Origin of the sequence: Actinomadura miaoliensis (assembly GCF_039536785.1) — a bacterium.
Lineage (GTDB): Bacteria > Actinomycetota > Actinomycetes > Streptosporangiales > Streptosporangiaceae > Spirillospora > Spirillospora miaoliensis.
Map to the genome: position 1 here is coordinate 44336 of NZ_BAAAZG010000014.1, position 18854 is coordinate 63189.

The following is an 18854-nucleotide window of genomic DNA, read 5'->3' on the forward strand; positions in this document are numbered from 1 at the left end:
GTCACGCGGTCTCCGCCCCCTTGCCCTCGCCCGCGTCCGCGGTCTTCTCCGGCCTCGCGGCCTCGACGGGCTTCCCGGCCCCGTCCCCGGAGCGGGTCTCGGAGCCGGCCTCGGCGGTGGCCCGGCGGCGCTCCTCCAGAACCTTGTGGTGGTCGTACAGCTCCTTGGGAGGCTCCTCGCCGCGCAGCTCGCCCAGCAGCCCGGCGATGGTCGTCATGATGTCGCCGGTAGCCTCGCGCAGGGTGCTCTTGGTGAGCGGCCTGCCCTCGTACCGGGACAGGTCAACCGGCGGCCCGGCGATCACCTTGATCTTCTTGCGGGGGAACGGGTGGAAGCCCTTCTTCAGGCTGCCCGCCAGGCCCCGCTTCTCGACCTTGCGGTACGGCAGCAGCTCGTGGGTGCCCCAGATCGCCACCGGGACGACCGTGGCGCCGGTCTTGAGCGCCATGCGGGCCACGCCGGTCTGCCCGGTCATCGGCCACAGCTCCGGGTCGCGGGTGCAGCTGCCCTCGGGGAAGAAGATCAGGCACTGGCCAGCCTCCAGGGCCTTCTCGGCGTCCTTGAGGGCCAGCGCGGCGTCCGTGCGGTCGCGGTACACCGGGATCTGCCCGGTGCCGTAGAGGATCTTCTTGATGAACTTGACGCCGAACAGCTGGGACTTGGCCAGGAACACCGGGTAGCGCCCCGACTCGTACACGAAGTGCGACAGCGCCAGCGGGTCCGACTCGGAGATGTGGTTGACGGCCAGGATCAGGCCGCCCTTCCGGGGCACGTTGGCACGGCCACGCCAGTCTCGCTTCAGCAGCCCGTACAGCAGCGGGCGCAGCACGACGATGGTGAGCTTCCGCCAGCCCGGCGAATACCCGTACCCCTGACTCATGCCCGTCCCTTTCTCGATGCGCCCACGCGGTGAGCGCGGGGTGTCCTCAGTTTCGCGGTTGCGTGCGCATAGTGTCGAGTTGCCATGTCTACAGCACAGCGCGCTGCGCATCATCTCCAGTGGTCGCTCGTGGTGCCGGTCAAGGTGCTGGCCCGGGCGAAGTCCCGCATGTCCGCGTCGGCGGGGCCGCACCGGCAGGCCCTGGCGCTCGCGGTCGCGGCCGACACGGTCGCCGCCGCGCTGCGCTGCGACCGCGTCCGCGACGTGATCGTCGTCACCGACGACCCGGTGCCCGCCGCCGAGCTGGCCGCGCTGGGCGCCCGCGTGGTGCCGGACGAGCCGGACGCGGGGCTGAACCCGGCCCTGGTGTACGGGGCGGTGCGCGGCCGCGAGCTGGCCCCGGACAGCGGGGTCGGCGCGATCTCCGCCGACCTGCCCGCCCTGCGTCCGGACGAGCTGGCCCGGGTCCTGGACGCGGCGGCCGGGGCGCCGACGGCGTTCGTGCCGGACGCCGCAGGCATCGGCACCACCCTGTACACGGCGCGGCCCGGCGTGCCGTTCGCGCCCGCCTTCGGCGGCGACTCGCGTGCCGCGCACCGTGCCCGCGGGGCCCGCGAGCTGCTGGTCCCGGAGACCGCCAGCGTCCGCCGCGACGTCGACACCCTGCCGGACCTGCGCGAGGCCCTCGCCCTGGGCTGCGGCCCGCGCACCACGGCCGTCGCCCGCCTCATCACCGCCCTGCACACTCCCGCCTAGCGGGCCGGCGGCGAACGCGGGAACCTTGATCACCGCGCGGGGCGTGGGAACGGCTAGGGTGGCCGCTATGCAGGGGACGGTGCGGACGTACGACCCGGAGACGCGCTCGGGCAGCGTGCTGCTCGACGACGGCACCGAGCTCCCCTTCGACACCGCCGCGTTCGAGGCGGGCGGCCTGCGGATGCTGCGATTCGGCCAGCGGGTGAACCTGGCCGCCGAGGGCGGCCGGATCACGGTGGTGACGCTGTCGACGTTCCCGCTGCCCGGCGACGCCACGTGAGCGACCGCGCAGGTCAGGGGCCACGAACAGTCCTGCACAGCGCTGAGCGGCCCTGAGCGGCCCCGAAGCGGCCGTATCGCCGCGAGCCCCGCGGACGCGGCTCGGAAGGGCCCTGCGGCGGGCTGAGCTGCGCATGGAATGCCGCAGCGCCCGGGAGCCGCCTGGGGCGGCGGCCCGGGCGCTGCCACGGGTAGTCTGCCGACGACCTACTTCTTGCCGGCCACCAGGTTCTTGAAGTCGGCGCCCGCCTTGAACTTGGGCACGGACGTCGCGGGAACCTGGATGGTCTTGCCGGTTGCGGGGTTGCGAGCCGTACGGGCAGGCCGGTCGGCCTTCTCGAACGAACCGAACCCGGTGATCGCGACCTTGTCGCCCTTGGCGACGGCGTCCTGGATCGTCTCCAGGATCGCGTCGACCGCCTCGGCTGCGGCCTTCTTACTGCCCAGCCGCTCTGAGATGGCGTCGACCAGCTCACGCTTGTTCATGGGTTACTCCTCTAGTTCCCCCCTTGCCCGAACGAAACTAAGGCAGCCTCCGCAGCGACACAATCACCTGCACGCAAGAATCCCCGTGTCGCTGACGTTTTTGTCGGCATCGCCCCCGTCTCACCCGGGAGCCGGACCTGTCCGGCCACCCCGCACGTTAGCGGGCGTCGGACGTGCCGGAAAAGTCGGCCAGGAAGGCGTCCAGCCTGCGGGCGGCCAGGTCGGCGTCCCGCTTGGCCAGGTCGGTGATCGCCAGCAGGTGCCGGATGAGGCGCCGGCGGGTGTCCCGGGGCAGCGGCGCCACCAGGCGGTGGGCGTCGCGGAGCCGCCGGGCGAGCAGGGTCAGCGCGGGATCGTCCCACTCGGGGCCGCTCCACGGCGCCGGGACCGTCGGCTGCTCGCCCGGCTGGGGTCCGGCATGGGTCAAGGAGAGCCCCCCAACGATACGAGCGTGTGTCTGCGCACACTCTCGATTGTCGTCGGTGGGCGGGCATGCTCACGCACCCGGGGGGCGGTCCGGCCCGTTACGGGCCGGATGTCGCCCCGGGCCGGGCCGTTCAGACGGTCGTGGGCAGCCAGTCGAGACGGCGCTGCTCGTAGGCGGCGATGTCTTCGGCGTGGCGGAGGGTCAGGCCGATGTCGTCCAGGCCCTCCATCAGGCGCCAGCGGGTGTAGTCGTCGATCTCGAAGGGGGCGACCAGGTCGCCGGCGCGCACCTCGCGGGCGCCGAGGTCGACGGTGATCTGCGCGGTGGGGTCCTGCTCGGCGCGGGTCTGCAGCTCCTCGACGACGTCGCCGGGCAGCACGACCGGCAGCAGCCCCATCTTGGTGGAGTTGTTGCGGAAGATGTCCCCGAAGCGGGGGGCGATCACGACGCGGAACCCGTACTGCTGCAGCGCCCAGACGGCGTGCTCGCGGGACGAGCCGGTGCCGAAGTCCGGCCCGGCGACCAGGATGCTGGCGCCCTCGTACTCGGGGCGGTTCAGCACGAACTCGGGGTCCTCGCGCCAGGCCGAGAACAGCCCCTTGTCGAACCCGGTGCGGCTGACCTGCTTGAGCCAGACGGCCGGGATGATCTGGTCGGTGTCGACGTTGCTGCGGCGCAGCGGCACCGCGCGTCCGGTGTGGGTGGTGAAGGCTTCCATGATCGAGAACGTCCTTACAGGTCGGCGGGCGCGGTCAGGCGGCCGGTGACGGCGGTGGCGGCGGCGACGGCGGGCGACACCAGGTGGGTGCGGCCGCCGGGCCCCTGCCGGCCCTCGAAGTTGCGGTTGGACGTGGAGGCGCTGCGCTCGCCCGGGGTGAGCTTGTCGGGGTTCATCGCCAGGCACATCGAGCAGCCCGCCTCCCGCCACTCGGCGCCGGCGGCGGAGATCACCTCGTGCAGGCCCTCCTCCTCGGCCTGCTTCTTGACCTTCATCGAGCCGGGGACGACCAGCATGCGCACCCCGTCGGCGACCTTGCGGCCCTTGAGGACGCCCGCGACGGCGCGCAGGTCCTCGATGCGGCCGTTGGTGCAGGAGCCGACGAAGACGGTGTCGACGGCGATCTCGCGCAGCGGGGTGCCCGCGGTCAGGCCCATGTACTGCAGCGCCCGCTCGGCGGCGGCGCGCTCCACCGGGTCGTCGTAGGAGGCCGGGTCGGGCACCGACTCGCCGAGCGGCAGGCCCTGCCCGGGGTTGGTGCCCCAGGTGACGAAGGGGGTCAGCTCGGACGCGTCGATCACGACCTCCTTGTCGAAGGTCGCGTCGTCGTCGGTGCGCAGGGACGTCCAGTACTCGACGGCGCGGTCCCATTCCTCGCCCTGGGGCGCGTGCGGACGGCCCTTGAGGTAGGCGAACGTGGTCTCGTCCGGCGCGATCATGCCGGCGCGGGCGCCCGCCTCGATGGACATGTTGCAGACCGTCATGCGGCCCTCCATCGACAGCGACCGGATCGCCTCGCCGCGGTACTCGATGATGTGGCCCTGGCCGCCGCCGGTGCCGATCCTGGCGATGATCGCCAGGATGAGGTCCTTGGCGGTGACGCCCTCGGGCAGCGCGCCGTTCACGGTGACGGCCATCGTCTTGGGCTTGATCTGCGGCAGCGTCTGGGTGGCCAGGACGTGCTCGACCTCGCTGGTGCCGATGCCGAACGCCAGGGCGCCGAACGCGCCGTGCGTGGAGGTGTGCGAGTCGCCGCACACGACGGTCATGCCGGGCTGGGTCAGGCCGAGCTGCGGGCCGATGACGTGGACGATGCCCTGTCCCTCGTCGCCCATCGGATGCAGCCGGATGCCGAACTCGGCGCAGTTCTTGCGCAGCGTCTCGACCTGGGTGCGCGACACCGGGTCGGCGATCGGCCGCAGCAGGTCGATCGTGGGGACGTTGTGGTCCTCGGTCGCGATCGTCAGCTCGGGGCGGCGGACGGTGCGCCCGGCCATGCGCAGCCCGTCGAACGCCTGCGGGCTGGTCACCTCGTGCACCAGGTGAAGGTCGATGTAGAGCAGGTCCGGTTCACCCTCGGCACGCCGTACGACGTGCGCGTCGTACACCTTCTCGGCCAATGTACGGCCCATCGCTCACCTCACCTGAGTTCGTTCGCAGCGGCGCGCGGGTCGCGCCGGCGCTCGCCGTCCGATTTGCATCTCACATAACGAGACGGCAATATCAAGTCATGGACAACTCTAGCGGAGTCGGCGTACTTGACAAAGCGGTTCTGGTGCTGAACGCCCTGGAGGCGGGTCCCGCCTCGCTGGCGCAGCTCGTCCAGACCACCGGGCTGGCGCGGCCGACCGCCCACCGGCTCGCCGTCGCGCTGGAGCACCACCGCTTCGTCCACCGCGACACCCAGGGCAGGTTCATCCTGGGCCCGCGGCTGGCCGAGCTCGCGGTGGCCGCGGGCGAGGACCGGCTGCTGGCGATCGCCCAGCCCATCCTGGCCCAGCTGCGGGACCTGACCGGCGAGAGCGCCTCGCTGTTCCGGCGGCAGGGCGACGTGCGGGTGTGCGTGGCCGCCGCCGAGCGCAGCAGCGGGCTGCGCGACACCATCCCGGTGGGCGCCGCGCTGCCGATGACCGCCGGGTCGGCCGCGCAGGTGCTGCTGGCCTGGGAGGAGCCCGACCGGCTGCACCGGGGCCTGCGCGGCGCCAAGTTCGAGGCCACCACCCTGGCCCAGGTGCGGCGCCGCGGCTGGGCGCAGAGCGTGGGCGAGCGCGAGCAGGGCGTCGGCTCGGTGTCGGCGCCGATACGGGGCGCGGGCGGCCGGGTGATCGCCGCGGTGTCGGTGTCCGGCCCGCTGGAGCGCCTGACCCGCTCCCCCGGGCGCCTGCACGCCGGTCCGGTGATGGCCGCCGCCGAGAAGATCTCCGAGGCGATGCGCCGCACCGCGTCCTAGTCCTTCGACGTCCCTCGACCGGACGGCCCTCGGCGGCGCGCCGCTGGTGGCGTTCCTGACCGCCCCTGATCGGAGCGCTGGCCGCCTACGCCGTCGTCACGCCCCGCCCGGCGCGCGTGCGTCCGCCCGCGCCTTACCCCTGCACGGCGGCCGTTACGTCGCCGGCCCGTGTTCTCACACCGACGTCCCGGGCCGGGTGGGCAGCGGCCGGTAGATGGGGATGCCCGCCTTCTCGAGTTCGTCGCGCAACGCGAAATAGGCGTCGCCGAACGGGTCGTCTCCGGTGAGCGGCATCAGGCCGCGGCGGATCGCCACGTCGTGCGGGGCGAGGGCGGCGGCCTCGGCCACGTGCCGCCGCGCCGCCTCGTCCCGGCCCTCGCGGGCCAGCCAGACCGCCAGGCGGGCGTGCGCGCGGGCCCGCTGCTCCTCGGCCGTCGGGACGCGCAGGTGCTCGCGGACCTGCGCCCGGTCCAGCCCGGCGTCGCCGTCGACCACCCAGCGGCGCAGCGCCGCGTAGGACTCCTGGGAGTCCAGGCCGTTCATGGAGCGGAACAGGTCGGTGGCGGTCTGGGTGTCCTGGGGACGGGCGATGCGGCCCTCCTCGTCGATCCACACCACCGTCGGCACGTTGATCACGTTGTAGAGCTCGGCGACGACGCCCTCGGTGTCGACCAGGGCGGGATGGGTGGCGTTCGCCTCCTCGATCCACGGCCGCGCGTCGCCGGCCGACCGGTCGCACGCCACGCTGACGACCGTGAACCCGTGGTCGCGCAGCGCCGCGTGCCGTTCCTCCCAGGCGGGCAGGTCGTAGCGGCACCCGCACCAGGAGGCCCAGAACACCAGCGCCACCTTGCGTCCGCGGAAGTCGGCGAGGCGGACGCCGTCCAGCTCGAAGTCGGGCGCCTCGGCGACGGTGAGCCGCGGCGCGGCGGCGGCCAGGGCGAGGGCGCGCTCCGCCGCGTCGACGACGGCGACGTGACCGGTCAGTTCGGCGAAGGCGGCCACGTCCACGCCGTCGGGCGTCTCGATCGCGGCGGCGCGGGCCGCGGGCAGGCAGGCGTCGTCGCGGCACCAGCCGTGCGGCTTGCGCTCCCAGCCGAGCAGCGGCCGGTCCAGCGGGGCGAAGGGCCGCCCGCCGGGCCCGGGCCGGGCGTCGATCCGCTCGACGCGATCCCCGTCGACGACGGTGAACATCTGGTCCCCCCAGTTAGATAGTGTTGGTATCCAAGTATTGGATAGCTCTAGTATCCAGTCAAGGGGGGTGTGCGCGGTGAAGATCTCCGAGCTCAGCGACCGCAGCGGGCTGACCATCCAGACGATCAAGTTCTACATTCGCGAGGGCCTGCTGCCGAAGGGCACGGCGACCGGCGCCACCCGGGCCGAGTACGACGAGCGGCACCTGGAGCGGCTGCGGCTGGTGCGGGCGCTGCGCGAGGTCGGCGACCTGCCGGTGGCCGCCATCCGGCGCATCGTGGCGGCGGTCGACGACGAGGACGTCGGCATGCACCGGCTGTTCGGCATCACCCAGTACGCCATCGGCCCGCACGTGGACCCGCCCGACCAGGACCCGGCCGCGCCCGAGGACCTGGCGGCCCAGTGGCGGGCCGCGCGCCGGGACGTCGACGCGCTGATCGGCGAGCTCGGCTGGCGCGTCACCGAGCGCGCCCCCGCCCGCGACCTGCTCGCCCAGACCTTCGTCGCGCTGCGCCGCCTCGGCTTCCCCATCACGCTGGCCGACCTGCTCCCGTACACGCGCGCCGCCACCGCCGTGGCCGAGCACGAGATCGGCGCGGTCGCCGCCGACGCCCCGCGCACCCGGGCGGTGCACGCCATGCTGGTGTCCACGGTGCTGTACGAGCAGGTGCTCACCGCCCTGCACCGGCTGGCCCAGGAGGACGCCTCGGCCCGCCGCTTCGGCGAGGACGACCCCGGCGCCGGCAATTAGACAAATCAGCCTTTGCCAGTCGGATTCACCAATCACACCGGTTCGGCGGAAAAAACGGTAGCCGCATACGATGAACCGGCAATGACGACCACACCGGGTGATGTTCCGAGGACCGCCGTGGACCCCGAGCGCGGGCGGTGGACCGACCGGCTGCTCGCCGAGGGCGACGACCCCGACCCGCGGTTCACCCTCGCCAACGAGCGCACGTTCCTGGCCTGGATCCGCACCGCCCTGGCCGTGATCGCCGCCGGGATCGGGCTGGCCCTCAGCCGCGACCTGCTGGCCGCCCCCGCGCGCGACGCGCTGGCCGTCGGCTTCGCCGCCACCGGCGCCCTGATCGCCGTCCTGGCCTTCCGCCGCTGGCTGCGCACCGAACGCGCGCTGCGCCGCGCCGAGACCCTGCCGCCGCCCGCGCTGGCCCCGATCATGTCGTACGGCCTGGCGGCCGCCGCCGTCGTCCTGCTGGTCGCCCTGCTGGTCACCTAGGCGAGGCGAGGCAGACCGTGAGCCGCCTGTGGGACCCCGGCGCCCAGCCCGAACGCACCGCCCTCGCCTGGTCGCGCACCACCCTCTCCCTGCTGGCCGCGGGACTGCTCTGCGTCCGGCTCGCGCCCTCCGCCGCCGGCGCCGCTCTCGCCGCCGCGGCCGTCTGCGGCGCCGCCGCCCTCCAACTGCGCCGCGCCCGCCGCACCCACCACCGCCGCGGCCGGCGCCTGGCCGCCGGAGCCCCGGTCGCCGATCCCGCCTCCGTCCTCCTCGCCACCGCCGTCACCGTGCTGCTGGGCGTCATCGGCATCCTCTTCGCCGTCACCTGAAAGATCCGCTTGGTAGCCTCGCTGCCGTGCCCGACCGTCCGTTCGTCAGCCTGACCACCGACTTCGGCGCCGCCTACACCGCCATCTGCGCCGGTGTGATCTACTCGATCGCCCCGTCGGCGAACGTGCTCGTCCTCAGCGACGAAGTGACGCCCTACGCGGTGACCGAGGGCGCCATGCTGCTCCGCCAGGCCCTTCCGTACCTGCCTGCCGGCGTGCACGTCGGGATCGTCGACCCGGGGGTGGGCACCCCGCGCCGTCCCGTGGCGGTCGTCACCGGACGCGGCGACGTGCTGATCGGCCCCGACAACGGGCTCCTGCCCCCGGCCGCCGAGGTGCTGGGCGGCGCGATCCACGCGTACGAGCTGGCCGACCCCGCCTACCGGCTGCCGGAGGTGTCCACCAGCTTCCACGGCCGCGACATCTTCTCCCCCGCCGCCGCCCACGTGGCCAACGGCCTGCCCCCGGCCGAACTCGGCCCGCGCGTCCCACCGAGCGCCCTGCGCCCGCTGCAGGTGCCACCGGTCACCAAGGACGACGACGCCCTGACCGCGTCCACCCTCTACATCGACCGGTTCGGCAGCCTCGTCCTCGCCGCCAGAAGGGACGACCTGCCCGCCACGCCCGCATATGGCACGCCCCTGGAGGTCACCTGGACCACCCGGGACGGCACGCCCCGCACCATCCGCGCCCCGTTCGTGGAGACCTTCGGCAGCGTGGCCGAGGGAGAGCCTTTGCTCTGGGTCGACTCCTCCGGCTGGCTCGGCCTCGCCGTCAACCAGGGCTCGGCCGCCGCCCGCTTCGGCCTCGCCTCCGACGCCGTGCTCACCATCCGCCCCGCCACCGAGGAGTGACCATGGACCTGGACGTCGTCGCCTGGCTGCACACCGTCGACGGCCGCCTGCTCGCCGTCCGGTCCCGCGGCCGCGACCTGCTCTACCTCCCGGGCGGCAAGCGCGAGCCCGGCGAGGACGACTGGTCGGCCCTCTCCCGGGAGGTCCGCGAAGAGCTGGCCGTCCAACTGGACGAGGGCTCCTTCCGCGAGGTCGGCGTCATCCGGGCCCCCGCCCACGACCAGCCCGCCTTCACCCACGTCCGCATGGCCTGCTTCACGGCCGCCTATCAGGGCGACATCCTCCCCGCCGGCGAGGTCGACGAGTACCGCTACGTGGCCCCCGCCGACCGCGACCTGCTGGCCCCCGCCGCCCGGGCGGCCCTGGACATGGCCACCGCCCAGGGCCTGCTGTCCTGACCCCGGCGACGCCGAGCGCTCTCCCGGCAGGTCAGTGCGCCGGCGAAGTACGCGACGCCTCTCGTCGTTGATTTTTCGTTGATCCGTCGTTGACGGCTTTTCCCGTTGTTCGGCTGTGGGTGCGCCCTCCGCTCCCTATGATCACGAATTCACCATCGGGGAAAGGCGAGAACAATGAGACGTAGATGGCTGAACGGCTCCGTCGGCCTCATGACGGTGATCGCGCTGGCGGGCTGCTCGGCCGGGGCGGAGGCGGTCGACGTGAAGAAGGCCGCCCAGGCGCAGAAGGGGACGGCGAGCCCGGTCGCCGAGCGGCTTCGGGAGACCATCGACCGGCTGCGGTTCGAGGAGGTCCTGGACACGGCGCCGCCCGGCTCGGCCCAGGCCCGTGCGCTGCGGGCTCCCGTGGACAAGGAGGCCACGCAGTCGCCGAGGCAGCGTGCGCGCCTGTACGCGGCGGCCGAGCCGAAGCCGATCGTCCAGCAGCCGCAGATGGACGCGACCATCATCGAGCTGGACAGGAACGGGCGCCCCGTCTCGTCCGGCACCGTGCTGATGAGCCCGCTCTACAAGGACGGCGTCGTGGTCCCGGTCGACCGCAACCTGTCCACCACGAGCGTGCGCTGGCGGCAGTGGGACGACGCCGGCTGGTACGCCAACAAGGGGCAGGGCTCCATCGACGTGGTCGCGGGCAGGGAGAACGCTCCGCTGGACCACATGCTCAACTATCCCGCCTCGGTCCTGAAGCTCATGGTCAACTTCGGCGTCCTGCGGCTGGTGGACCAGGGCAAGATCAAGCTGGACGACACCTTCGACTACCGGCCCACCTCCGACAGTTCCGTGTCCCTGTGCGGCACCGCCACCTCCAAGACGGTCCGGCAGTACATGGACGAGTCGCTCACCTGCTCGTCGAACGGCGCGTCCTGCGCCCTGGTCAAGCTGCTCCACGAGCAGAACGCGATCGACCCGCTGAACCGGACCTTCCAGGACCTCGGCCTGGAGACGCTCCAGCTCAAGGGCACCAACCCGGCCACCGGCGGGCGGTGGTCCAACTCGATCACCATGGGCTCGCTGGACACGGCCAAGCTGCTGGCCCTGGTCAACGGCGCCCCCGGCCGCGTCTGGACCGCGCCGAACGGCAAGCCGGTCACCAGCGACGCGGTGCTGAGCGCCTCGTCGCGCGCGTTCTTCATGTCCAAGCTCAGGCAGCAGGGCTTCAACGACATGCTGTCGACCACCAACTGGTGCGGCGGCGCCTATCCGGCGCCCGGCATCCCCAACGCCGCTCCCGCCCGCTGGGTCGGCGCGGACGGCACCGTCACCGTGGCGGGCAACAAGTTCGGCCGGGACGTGCGGCCCTGCAACGCCAAGGCCGAGGTCTCCTTCGCCCACAAGACCGGCTGGGTGAACAACACCGCCAGTGACGCCGGCATCGTCCGGGCCCTGCCGGGCAAGGGAGGCCGCCACTACATCATCGTGGTGTTCTCCAACCTGGGCACGCAGTACGTCGACGCGAACCGTCCCGACACGCCTTCGGGCATCTACCCGTTCAGCTACACCGAGAAGTTCGCCCAGCTGGGCCGCGCCATGGACTCCTACGAGAGCCGGCGCGCCAAGAGGAACTGAGGCACGGCGGGGAACCGTCGCCTCCCCTCCGGGTGTGAGTGCGTGTGACTGGAGGCGGGCCCGGCCGGTGGCATACCGGCCGGGCCCGCCTCCAGCCGTGTGGTGGTACTCCAAGGGCGCGCGCCGGCCGGGTCATCCCGCCTGTTCGACGGCGGCGGGGCGCCGGGCTCGACCCGGGTGCCGGGCCCGAGCCGCATGTCCGGCGCCACCTGGGCGTAGTCGCCGACCACGGCGTCCTCAAGGACCGCGCCCGCGCCGATCCGGGCGCCGACGCCGATCACCGACCGGCGCACCACCGCGCCCGGCCCGATCACCGCATCCGCCATGATTACGCTGGCCTCCACCTCGGCGGACGCGCCGACGATCGCACGCGGGCCGACGCAGGTCCCGCCGTGCGGCCTGGCGGCGACGTCCACCACCGCGTCCCGCAGGACCAGGGACTCGCCGGGCGGACCCGGCAGGGCGGCCGACGTCACCACGCCGCGCACCAGGTCGGCTGAAGCGCGCACGAACGCCGCCGGGACGCCCAGGTCCAGCCAGTAGGAAGGGTCCACCACGCCGAACACGCGGGCGTCATCGGCCAGCAGGCCGGGGAAGGTCTCCCGCTCCACCGACACCGGCACGCCCGCCGGGATGCGGTCGATCACGGAACGGGTGAACACGTAGCAGCCCGCGTTGATCTGGTCGGTGACGATCTCCTCGGGCGTGCGGGGCTTCTCCAGGAACGCCTGGACAGCCCCGTCCGGGCCGGTCGGCACCAGCCCGAACGCCCGGGGATCGGCCACCCGGGTCAGCAGCAGGGTGACGTCGGCGGCCGCCGTCCGGTGCCGGTCCAGCAGGCGCGGCAGGTCGGCGCCGGACAGGACGTCGCCGTTGAACACCAGCACCGGTTGCGCTGGCCCGCAGGTGAGACGGTCGGCGGCGAACCGGATCGCGCCGCCGGTCCCCAGCGGCTCCTCCTCGACGGCGTACTCCAGGCGCAGGCCGAATCGGGAGCCGTCCCCGAAATACGGCTCGAACACCTCCGCCAGATAGCAGGTGGCCAGCACCATCCGGTCGACTCCCGCCGCCGCTGCCCGGGTCATCAGGTGCGCCAGATAAGGAACGCCGCCCACCGGCAGCATCGGCTTGGGGATGTTGACGGTCATGGGGCGCAGGCGGGTGCCCTTGCCACCGGCCAGCACGATTGCCTGGGTCAAGAGAACTCTTCCTGGTCGGCCGCGCTCCGCCGGACGGCAGGCAGGGCCGCCCGGCCGGAGCGCGGGTGTCACTGGGGGGTCACTGTTGGGGTGTCCGTGTGGGTGTCACCGTGGGGTGCCGCTCTGGGGTTCGACCGCGGAAACAGGTGCGGATGGCCTGCTCGGTCTTGGGACGTCCGGCGAAGCTGAGCCGGGCGCTGCGCTCGGGGTCGGCGTTGGCGGGGTCGGTGTCGAAGTCGACCATCCACCAGTAGAGGCCGCGCATGTTGTTCTTGCGCACCACCCAGCACACCGCCGTGTACCAGCGGGCCTGCATGGTCTGGTCGACCCTGCGGCGGTTCACCCAGTCGCCGGGCGCGCTGTAGGCGCCGGTCTGCGCGGCGATGCCGACCTCCGACAGCAGGATCCGCGACGGCCGGCCGTCGTGCATTCCGTCCAGCCAGTTCTTCCAGCCCAGGGCCAGCTGCTTGACGGTGGCGTCGTCGGGCAGCCCCAGCGGCGGGTAGGCGTCCAGGCCGATCCGGCGGAACGGCACCGACCTGCGGTCAGTCCGGAAGCTGTCCCAGTTCATGTCGTAGCTGAGCTCGCCGGGGAACCGCCGCTGCGCCCAGGCCGCCAGGCCCCGCCACCGCCGGTCGGCCTGCAGCGAGTTGAGTTCGGTGCCGATGACGAAGGTGGCGGCCTGCTCGTCGGCGGCGACCTTGAGATAGGGGCTCAGGAAGGTCCGGTAACTTGCGAACCACCCGTCGCGGGAGGCGGGCTGAACGGCGCCGCGCCACTCGGTCTCGGTCCTGACCAGGTTCGTTTCGTCCATCAGCGGCCGGACGGTGACCCGCAGCCCGGCGGCCCTGGCCTCCCGCAGGACGATGCCCAGGCGCCGCGGCGTGGGCGTCCGCCTGGGAATGGCCCCGACCTCGGAGGATGTCGGCCCCGCCATCCGGAACGGGAAATTGATCGAGACGGCGTTGGCATTCAGGCTCACCAGATAGCGCATCATGCGCTGGGCCTTGGCGCGCACGTGCGCCTCGTCATCGCGGGGGCTGTTGACGTAGTAGACGTTGACGCCCCACTCGCGCATGCCGGGCTTCCAGCGGGCCGGTTGCACGGCACCCGGTGATGCCGCGACCTGCCGGGAGCGGGACGGATTCCGCGTGTCGGTGCCCAGCATCCGGTCGCGCAAGTCGAGCAGCGGGCCGTCCCCCACGGTCACCGCGGTCGCCACCACACCGGCGACCAGTGCCGACGGCACGGTGAAAAGGATCTTGTACTTCATGATGGTGATCGGTCCCCCGGATCCGGTCACCGGCCCTCAGGCCGGCTTGGCGATGACGACGAACTTGTTCTCCTCGCGCCGCACGAACCTGATGAAGCCGCGCAGGCCGCCCCAGCCCTCGATGAGGGAGAACAGCGGGATCAGCAGCAGCACCACCGGCGGTTCCCACCAGCGCCGCCGGCCGCCGGCCGAGGCGTGCGCGTTGAGCCGCAGCCCCTCCCAGTAGCACCACACGACGTAGGCGAAGTTGATCGCCCACAGCACGGCGATGACCATGCTGACCGGTGAGGTGTTCACCGTCCCGGTCGCCCAGGCCACCAGGAGGACGAACCCGACGTGCTGGAGCGGCCCCAGCGCCCACGTCGCCACGCACATCCCGAGGAACGCCCGGTAGCGCAGCTTGATGGTGCGGTTGAACACCAGGCCGACCAGTCCCCACGCCCAGCGCTCCCGCTGCTTGACGAAGTCGCGCACCGATGCCGGGGAGGCCCCGTAGCAGCGGCCGGCGAACCAGTCGCTGCGGCCCGGGTAGCGCTGGCTGAAGTTCAGCGCCAGTTGCGCGTCCTCCACGATCGCCTTGGGGCCGAAGTCCCAGCCGATCCGCGCCTCGATCGACGCGCGGATCAGCAGCAGCTCGCCGTGCAGCCCGGCGATCGGCGTGCCGCTTCCGGTGATCGCCCGGAACCGTGCGATGTCGTCGGCGGGACGCACCGCGTCGGCCAGCCAGGTGAACCGGCTCACCGCGTTCTCGCGCGGGTAGGTGAGGATGCCCTGCGCCAGGTGCTTGGCCTTGGCGCCCGCCCGGCGCTGCCGGTTGACGAACTGCGCCATCGCCGCGGCGGTGTCCGGCCCGACGGCGGTGTCGTCGTCCATGTGCAGGACCCATACGTCGTCGCGGGCCTCGCCCTCGGCGATGCGCAGTTCGTGCGAGTACTGGTTGGCGCGGGCCTTGAACCGGGTCCCGTTGCGGGTCCGGTAGGCCGCCGGTACCTCCACCACCCTGACCCGCGGAAGAGACCGCGCCAAGGCCGCGATCGCGTCCGCCGCCTCGCATCCCTCTTCGGTGACGATGTCCACCCGCAGGGAGGGGAAGTACGCCGGCAGGTGGCGGACGTAGGACTCCACCGAGCGCCTGAGCGCGGGGTAGGTGTCCCGCCGTCCCACCGTCGGGACGACCACGAGCAGCGCGTCGTGCACGGCGGGGGACGGCGGCGGAAGCCTGCGGAGCTGCCGCGCGCGGCGGCGCATCAGGACCGCTCCCTGCATGCCCACCACCGACCCGATGACGGGCAGCGACCAGACGACGCTCAGGACCCAGTTCAGCGCTCCGCCGCCGGGTTGGTACGACCAGAAGCAGAACACCAGGATCACGGCCAGCGGAAGCAAGAAGGGCAGGAGGCCCGGTTTCCAGGGGACGTAGCTCTCAGCCTGCGGCCGCCGCGCAGGCGCGGTGGTCGCCCCTACCCCCGGGGGCGGCTCGGGACGGGGCGGAATGGCGGTGGTCATCGCTGTTGCAGTCACCTTGCGGATCGGGGCGACGACGTTCGGTTCCGGCCGGTGAGCGGGTCGTGCCGCATTCCTCACGACGCATCGCCAGACATGAGAAAAACGGTCCAGATCACTTCGGCAAGGGAGGACAGTACAGCACGGAGAATGACTGTCGAACTCCCTGGAGATCCGGGTTTTTCCCCATTTCTACTGTTGACGTCTGGCGTCGCGACCCGGTTTACATGACCTTGGGTCGAATCAATGCCGCCTTGTCCGCGTCCGCCGGGCGGCCGGACTCTGACCGCCCGACGGACGCGAACACCCCCCTTCCCTGAAAGCAGCCGTCCAGGTGTTCGTGCAGGTGATCGCCTGTAGAGAACCCGGGCCTCAGCATCGACCGCCCGCGCGGATGCGCCGTCCGATCTCCACGCGGCGACCTCGCACAGGACATGCCTGAATGCACGCAGGGCACAGAAACATCCCCGACTTCCCGTACTCGGGCCGGCGGCCCCACATACGCCTGCGCACCGCAGTGAAACGGTCATGACCGCCCCTGTCCGCCCGGCCTTCAGGGCCGGACGCCTTTCAGGGCGAAACCCCGTTCAATGAAAGCAGAAGGCGGTTACATATCGCCTACGGGTGACTTAAGAACGGCTTTCAGGGGCCACTCTCCACACACGGTTGCCGGCGTCGTCGGCCACCAGGAGGCCACCGGCCCTGTCCATGATGACTCCGACCGGCCGGCCGTACGTCTTGTCGCTCTTGGGGTCCGGCCGGAAGCCCGTCAGGAAATCCCGTGGAAGGCCGTCGGGCCGCCCCTGTTCGAACGGCACGTACACCACCTTGTAACCGACGGGGTTTCCACGGTTCCAGGATCCGTGCTCACCGATGAAGGCTCCGCCGCGGTACTGCTCCGGAAACAAGGTGCCCGTGGAGAACGCGAGCCCCAGCGGCGCGGTGTGCGCGCCGAGCGAGTAGTCCGGCCGGATGGCCTTGGCGACGAGGTCGGGCCGCGGCGGCTTGACGCGGTCGTCGGTGTGCGTCCCCCAGTAGCTCCACGGCCACCCGTAGAAGTCGCCCGGCCTGACCCGGGTCAGGTAGTCGGGGGCGACGTCGTCGCCGAGCACGTCGCGTTCGTTGACGACCGCCCAGAGCGTGCCGGTGGACGGTTCGACGCCCAGGCCGTTGGGGTTGCGGATGCCGGACGCGACGACGCGTTCCCGGCGGCCGTCCAGATCGACCTGCAGGACGACGGCGCGCCGCTTCTCGGCCGCCAGGCCGTTCTCCCCCGCGTTGCTTCCGGAGCCGACGGTCACGTACAGGCTGCGGCCGTCGGCGCTGGGCATGATGTTGCGCGTCCAGTGGTTGTTGTAGCCGCCCGCCGGCAGATCGAGGATCTTCTCGCCGGGGGCGGTGATCCTGGTGTCGCCGCTCTTGTAGCGGTAGCGCCACACCGCGTCGGTGTTGGCGACGTAGAACCAGTCCCCGACCACGGCCATGCCGAACGGGTGGTTGAGGTTCTGCAGGAACGCACTGCGGAAGTCGGCGACGCCGTCACCGTTGGTGTCGCGCAGCAGGGTGATGCGGTTGGCGCTGTCCTTCACCGCCCCGTCGTTGCGGCGAAGCCAGTAGAGCAGCCGGGTGCCGAGGGAGTCGGGATCCTTGGGCGGAGTCGCCGCCTCGGCCGCCAGCACGTCGCCGTTGGGCAGCGAGTAGAGCCAGCGGGGGTGATCCAGGTTCGTGGCGAAGGCCGTGACCGTGAAGCCCTCGGGGGCGCGCGGCGTCGCGCCTTGCGGCCATCCCACGACGTTGGGCGCGTTGACCTTGGGGATCGGCTCGGGATTGGGCGGCGCCAGTTGCGGGGAGGGGCCGAGCCTGGCCGGTCCCTGGGGTTCGCTGCCCCGGTTGAGCAGGTAGTAGACGCCGACGACGGCGAGCAGCGCCAACGCCATGACGGCCCCGGTGACGGAGACCAGAACGCGCTTGACCAGCCGGCGCCGCTGACGCGGACGCGGGGCGGGCTCGGCCGGAGTGTCGGAGAGCTGATCGATCGCGGACTCTTCAGACATGAGAGGTGCCGTTTCGTGTGGCGCGGGGTTCGACGACGCGCTGCCGCAGCTCGCCGATCCCCTCGACGTCGCTGACGAGTTCGTCGCCGGGCGCGAGGTAGCGCGGGGGCTGCCGGGCGAACCCGACGCCCTCCGGGGTGCCGGTGAAGATGAGGTCGCCGGGCAGGAGCGTGACCGTCCTGGACAGCCGCGCCACCAGCTCCGCCACCGGGAGCACCATCTGGCCGGTGCGGCCGTCCTGCACGCACTCGCCGTTGAGCGACGAGCGCAGCCGCAGGTCGTCGGGGTCGTCGAACTCCTCGGGCGTCACCAGGCACGGCCCCGTGGGCCCGAACCCGGGATGGGACTTGCCGAGGCTGAACTGCGGGACGGGCCCGGCGAACTGCATCGTCCGCTCGGACAGGTCCTGCCCGGCCGTCAGTCCGGCGACGCGCTCCCAGGCGCGCGACGCCGGGACGTCGCGCGCGGTCCTGCCGATGACGACCACCAGCTCGATCTCCCAGTCCACCCGGCTGTCCCCGTCCGGCAGGGCGACCTCGCCGACCGGACCGGTGATGCAGGTGGGGAACTTGGTGAACACGGCGGGTTCCGCGGGGACGCCGACGCCGCTCTCGGCGGCGTGCGCCCCGTAGTTGAGGCCGATCCCGAACACCTGCCGCGGCTCCGGGACGGGTGGGCCGAGACGCGCGGGCTCCACCGGCTCACCGGCGACGTTCCGCACACCGTCGGCCCAGCTTCTGAACTCGTCCCAGCGCCGGTAGAGCGACGTCGGGTCGGCGGCGAAGCGCCCGCCGCTGGCCGACTCGACGTCGACGGCGGTCCCGTCGGTGAGCAGCACCGCGCGTCCACCGAGATTCGCCAGCCGCATCAGCGCTCGCCCCCCTGCCGCCCCCAGAGGAAGGCGAGGTCGCGGAACGCCTTGAACTCCAGGCCGTTGCCGAACGGGTCGGCGAGCATCATCATGGCCTCCTCGTGCGGCTCGCCCCGGTGCCGGACCGTCGGCTCGACCACGAACGCCACCGATCGGGCCGCCAGGCGCTCGGCGACGGCCTCCCACTCCGGCCACGGGAGGACGACCCCGAAGTGCCGGACGGCGATGTTGGCCCCCTCGGCAGCCGCCCGGTGCAGCCGCGCGTCGTCCCCCTCGACCAGCCGGACCACGATGTGGTGCCCGAAGAAGTCGAAGTCGGCGGCCCGCTCCGCCCCTTTCTTCCGCGCCTCGGGGCACCCCAGAACGGTGCCGTAGAAGTGCCGGGCGGCATCGAGGTCGGACACGGGAAATGTGTGGTGAAACGGGTAATGAGGGCTGCCCGCGGTCGACTGGCTCATCGGATCCTCCCTGGGATAGACTCCACTCCTCGGAACTTAACAGTCGTAAGATGTAACACTCGTTAAGTTAGGACGTCAATAT

General features: G+C 72.1%; 21 protein-coding genes. 9 read left to right on the plus strand and 12 right to left on the minus strand.

Annotation, left to right across the window (positions count from 1 at the left end; all coding sequences use genetic code 11):
* Position 1: 1 nt before the first annotated feature.
* A complete protein-coding gene (locus ABD811_RS11880) occupies positions 2-880 on the minus strand; it encodes a lysophospholipid acyltransferase family protein (protein ID WP_344945301.1) in 879 nt (292 codons plus the stop codon).
* An 84-nt stretch (positions 881-964) separates the two neighbouring features.
* Here ABD811_RS11880 and cofC point away from each other — a divergent pair, with 84 nt between their 5' ends.
* Together cofC and ABD811_RS11890 are read left to right on the plus strand one after the other, a co-directional pair.
* The gene (cofC, locus tag ABD811_RS11885; protein WP_344945303.1) at positions 965-1636 is read left to right on the plus strand and encodes a 2-phospho-L-lactate guanylyltransferase; all 672 of its coding nucleotides are present in this window, start codon (positions 965-967) and stop codon (positions 1634-1636) included.
* 67 nt (positions 1637-1703) lie between these two features.
* Complete coding sequence (locus ABD811_RS11890) at positions 1704-1916, plus strand: hypothetical protein (protein ID WP_344945306.1); 213 nt, start codon at positions 1704-1706, stop codon at positions 1914-1916.
* Positions 1917-2122: 206 nt separating this feature from the next.
* Here the strand turns inward: ABD811_RS11890 and ABD811_RS11895 are convergent, their stop codons facing one another.
* The 4 genes from ABD811_RS11895 to leuC all read right to left on the minus strand — a co-directional run bounded on the left by ABD811_RS11895 (position 2123) and on the right by leuC (position 4958).
* A complete protein-coding gene (locus ABD811_RS11895) occupies positions 2123-2401 on the minus strand; it encodes an HU family DNA-binding protein (protein ID WP_067916442.1) in 279 nt (92 codons plus the stop codon).
* 157 nt (positions 2402-2558) lie between these two features.
* Complete coding sequence (locus tag ABD811_RS11900) at positions 2559-2828, minus strand: SCO5555 family protein (protein WP_344945313.1); 270 nt, start codon at positions 2826-2828, stop codon at positions 2559-2561.
* A gap of 130 nt (positions 2829-2958) precedes the next feature.
* Positions 2959-3546 carry a 3-isopropylmalate dehydratase small subunit gene (gene leuD, locus ABD811_RS11905; RefSeq protein WP_344945316.1) on the minus strand — a complete coding sequence of 196 codons (588 nt, stop codon included), beginning with the start codon at positions 3544-3546 and terminating at the stop codon, positions 2959-2961.
* Positions 3547-3560: 14 nt separating this feature from the next.
* Entirely contained in the window at positions 3561-4958 is a 1398-nt protein-coding gene (leuC, locus tag ABD811_RS11910; RefSeq protein ID WP_344945319.1) for a 3-isopropylmalate dehydratase large subunit, read from the minus strand.
* Positions 4959-5056: 98 nt separating this feature from the next.
* Between leuC and ABD811_RS11915 the strand changes: the two genes are divergently transcribed.
* Complete coding sequence (locus ABD811_RS11915) at positions 5057-5776, plus strand: IclR family transcriptional regulator (RefSeq protein WP_285493300.1); 720 nt, start codon at positions 5057-5059, stop codon at positions 5774-5776.
* Between the two features lie 174 nt (positions 5777-5950).
* On the opposite strand, the gene ABD811_RS11920 is transcribed toward ABD811_RS11915, so the two are convergent.
* Positions 5951-6970: a redoxin domain-containing protein gene (locus tag ABD811_RS11920; protein ID WP_344945324.1), complete on the minus strand. Its 1020-nt coding sequence runs from the start codon at positions 6968-6970 to the stop codon at positions 5951-5953.
* A gap of 76 nt (positions 6971-7046) precedes the next feature.
* Between ABD811_RS11920 and ABD811_RS11925 the strand changes: the two genes are divergently transcribed.
* The 6 genes from ABD811_RS11925 to ABD811_RS11950 all read left to right on the plus strand — a co-directional run bounded on the left by ABD811_RS11925 (position 7047) and on the right by ABD811_RS11950 (position 11414).
* Positions 7047-7721: a MerR family transcriptional regulator gene (locus ABD811_RS11925; RefSeq protein WP_344945327.1), complete on the plus strand. Its 675-nt coding sequence runs from the start codon at positions 7047-7049 to the stop codon at positions 7719-7721.
* 81 nt (positions 7722-7802) lie between these two features.
* Positions 7803-8207 (plus strand): YidH family protein, encoded by a 405-nt coding sequence (locus ABD811_RS11930; protein ID WP_344945329.1) that lies wholly within the window; start codon positions 7803-7805, stop codon positions 8205-8207.
* Positions 8208-8224: 17 nt separating this feature from the next.
* Positions 8225-8536: a DUF202 domain-containing protein gene (locus tag ABD811_RS11935; RefSeq protein ID WP_344945332.1), complete on the plus strand. Its 312-nt coding sequence runs from the start codon at positions 8225-8227 to the stop codon at positions 8534-8536.
* A 26-nt stretch (positions 8537-8562) separates the two neighbouring features.
* A complete protein-coding gene (locus ABD811_RS11940; protein WP_344945335.1) occupies positions 8563-9390 on the plus strand; it encodes an SAM hydrolase/SAM-dependent halogenase family protein in 828 nt (275 codons plus the stop codon).
* Positions 9391-9392: 2 nt separating this feature from the next.
* A complete protein-coding gene (locus ABD811_RS11945; RefSeq protein ID WP_344945338.1) occupies positions 9393-9788 on the plus strand; it encodes an NUDIX hydrolase in 396 nt (131 codons plus the stop codon).
* Positions 9789-9962: 174 nt separating this feature from the next.
* Positions 9963-11414, plus strand: coding sequence for a serine hydrolase (locus tag ABD811_RS11950; protein ID WP_344945341.1), 1452 nt, complete (start codon positions 9963-9965; stop codon positions 11412-11414).
* Here ABD811_RS11950 and manB read toward each other — a convergent pair.
* From manB to ABD811_RS11980, 6 genes are all read right to left on the minus strand, one after another.
* Positions 11384-12613, minus strand: a complete 1230-nt coding sequence (gene manB / locus ABD811_RS11955) for a mannose-1-phosphate guanylyltransferase (protein WP_344945344.1) — start codon at positions 12611-12613, stop codon at positions 11384-11386. The genes ABD811_RS11950 and manB overlap by 31 nt on opposite strands.
* 79 nt (positions 12614-12692) lie before the next feature.
* Complete coding sequence (locus tag ABD811_RS11960; protein WP_344945347.1) at positions 12693-13886, minus strand: glycoside hydrolase family 113; 1194 nt, start codon at positions 13884-13886, stop codon at positions 12693-12695.
* Positions 13887-13922: 36 nt separating this feature from the next.
* Entirely contained in the window at positions 13923-15392 is a 1470-nt protein-coding gene (locus ABD811_RS11965) for a glycosyltransferase family 2 protein (protein ID WP_344945349.1), read from the minus strand.
* Positions 15393-16018: 626 nt separating this feature from the next.
* Positions 16019-17443, minus strand: a complete 1425-nt coding sequence (locus ABD811_RS11970) for a PQQ-dependent sugar dehydrogenase (protein WP_344945352.1) — start codon at positions 17441-17443, stop codon at positions 16019-16021.
* On the minus strand, positions 17436-18311 hold the full coding sequence (locus tag ABD811_RS11975; protein ID WP_344945355.1) for a fumarylacetoacetate hydrolase family protein: 876 nt from the start codon (positions 18309-18311) through the stop codon (positions 17436-17438). The genes ABD811_RS11970 and ABD811_RS11975 overlap by 8 nt, the downstream gene beginning before the upstream one ends.
* Positions 18311-18772 (minus strand): VOC family protein, encoded by a 462-nt coding sequence (locus ABD811_RS11980; protein ID WP_344945358.1) that lies wholly within the window; start codon positions 18770-18772, stop codon positions 18311-18313. The genes ABD811_RS11975 and ABD811_RS11980 overlap by 1 nt, the downstream gene beginning before the upstream one ends.
* Positions 18773-18854 lie beyond the last annotated feature (82 nt).

Bases quoted from the DNA above. Each gene is read 5' to 3' on its own strand.
- ABD811_RS11880 (WP_344945301.1), bottom strand. From the start codon at position 880: ATGAGTCAGGGGTACGGGTATTCGCCGGGCTGGCGGAAGCTCACCATC.
- cofC (WP_344945303.1), top strand. From the start codon at position 965: ATGTCTACAGCACAGCGCGCTGCGCATCATCTCCAGTGGTCGCTCGTG.
- ABD811_RS11890 (WP_344945306.1), top strand. From the start codon at position 1,704: ATGCAGGGGACGGTGCGGACGTACGACCCGGAGACGCGCTCGGGCAGC.
- ABD811_RS11895 (WP_067916442.1), bottom strand. From the start codon at position 2,401: ATGAACAAGCGTGAGCTGGTCGACGCCATCTCAGAGCGGCTGGGCAGT.
- leuD (WP_344945316.1), bottom strand. From the start codon at position 3,546: ATGGAAGCCTTCACCACCCACACCGGACGCGCGGTGCCGCTGCGCCGC.
- leuC (WP_344945319.1), bottom strand. From the start codon at position 4,958: ATGGGCCGTACATTGGCCGAGAAGGTGTACGACGCGCACGTCGTACGG.
- ABD811_RS11915 (WP_285493300.1), top strand. From the start codon at position 5,057: ATGGACAACTCTAGCGGAGTCGGCGTACTTGACAAAGCGGTTCTGGTG.
- ABD811_RS11920 (WP_344945324.1), bottom strand. From the start codon at position 6,970: ATGTTCACCGTCGTCGACGGGGATCGCGTCGAGCGGATCGACGCCCGG.
- ABD811_RS11930 (WP_344945329.1), top strand. From the start codon at position 7,803: ATGACGACCACACCGGGTGATGTTCCGAGGACCGCCGTGGACCCCGAG.
- ABD811_RS11945 (WP_344945338.1), top strand. From the start codon at position 9,393: ATGGACCTGGACGTCGTCGCCTGGCTGCACACCGTCGACGGCCGCCTG.
- ABD811_RS11950 (WP_344945341.1), top strand. From the start codon at position 9,963: ATGAGACGTAGATGGCTGAACGGCTCCGTCGGCCTCATGACGGTGATC.
- ABD811_RS11960 (WP_344945347.1), bottom strand. From the start codon at position 13,886: ATGAAGTACAAGATCCTTTTCACCGTGCCGTCGGCACTGGTCGCCGGT.
- ABD811_RS11965 (WP_344945349.1), bottom strand. From the start codon at position 15,392: ATGACCACCGCCATTCCGCCCCGTCCCGAGCCGCCCCCGGGGGTAGGG.
- ABD811_RS11970 (WP_344945352.1), bottom strand. From the start codon at position 17,443: ATGTCTGAAGAGTCCGCGATCGATCAGCTCTCCGACACTCCGGCCGAG.
- ABD811_RS11975 (WP_344945355.1), bottom strand. From the start codon at position 18,311: ATGCGGCTGGCGAATCTCGGTGGACGCGCGGTGCTGCTCACCGACGGG.
- ABD811_RS11980 (WP_344945358.1), bottom strand. From the start codon at position 18,772: ATGAGCCAGTCGACCGCGGGCAGCCCTCATTACCCGTTTCACCACACA.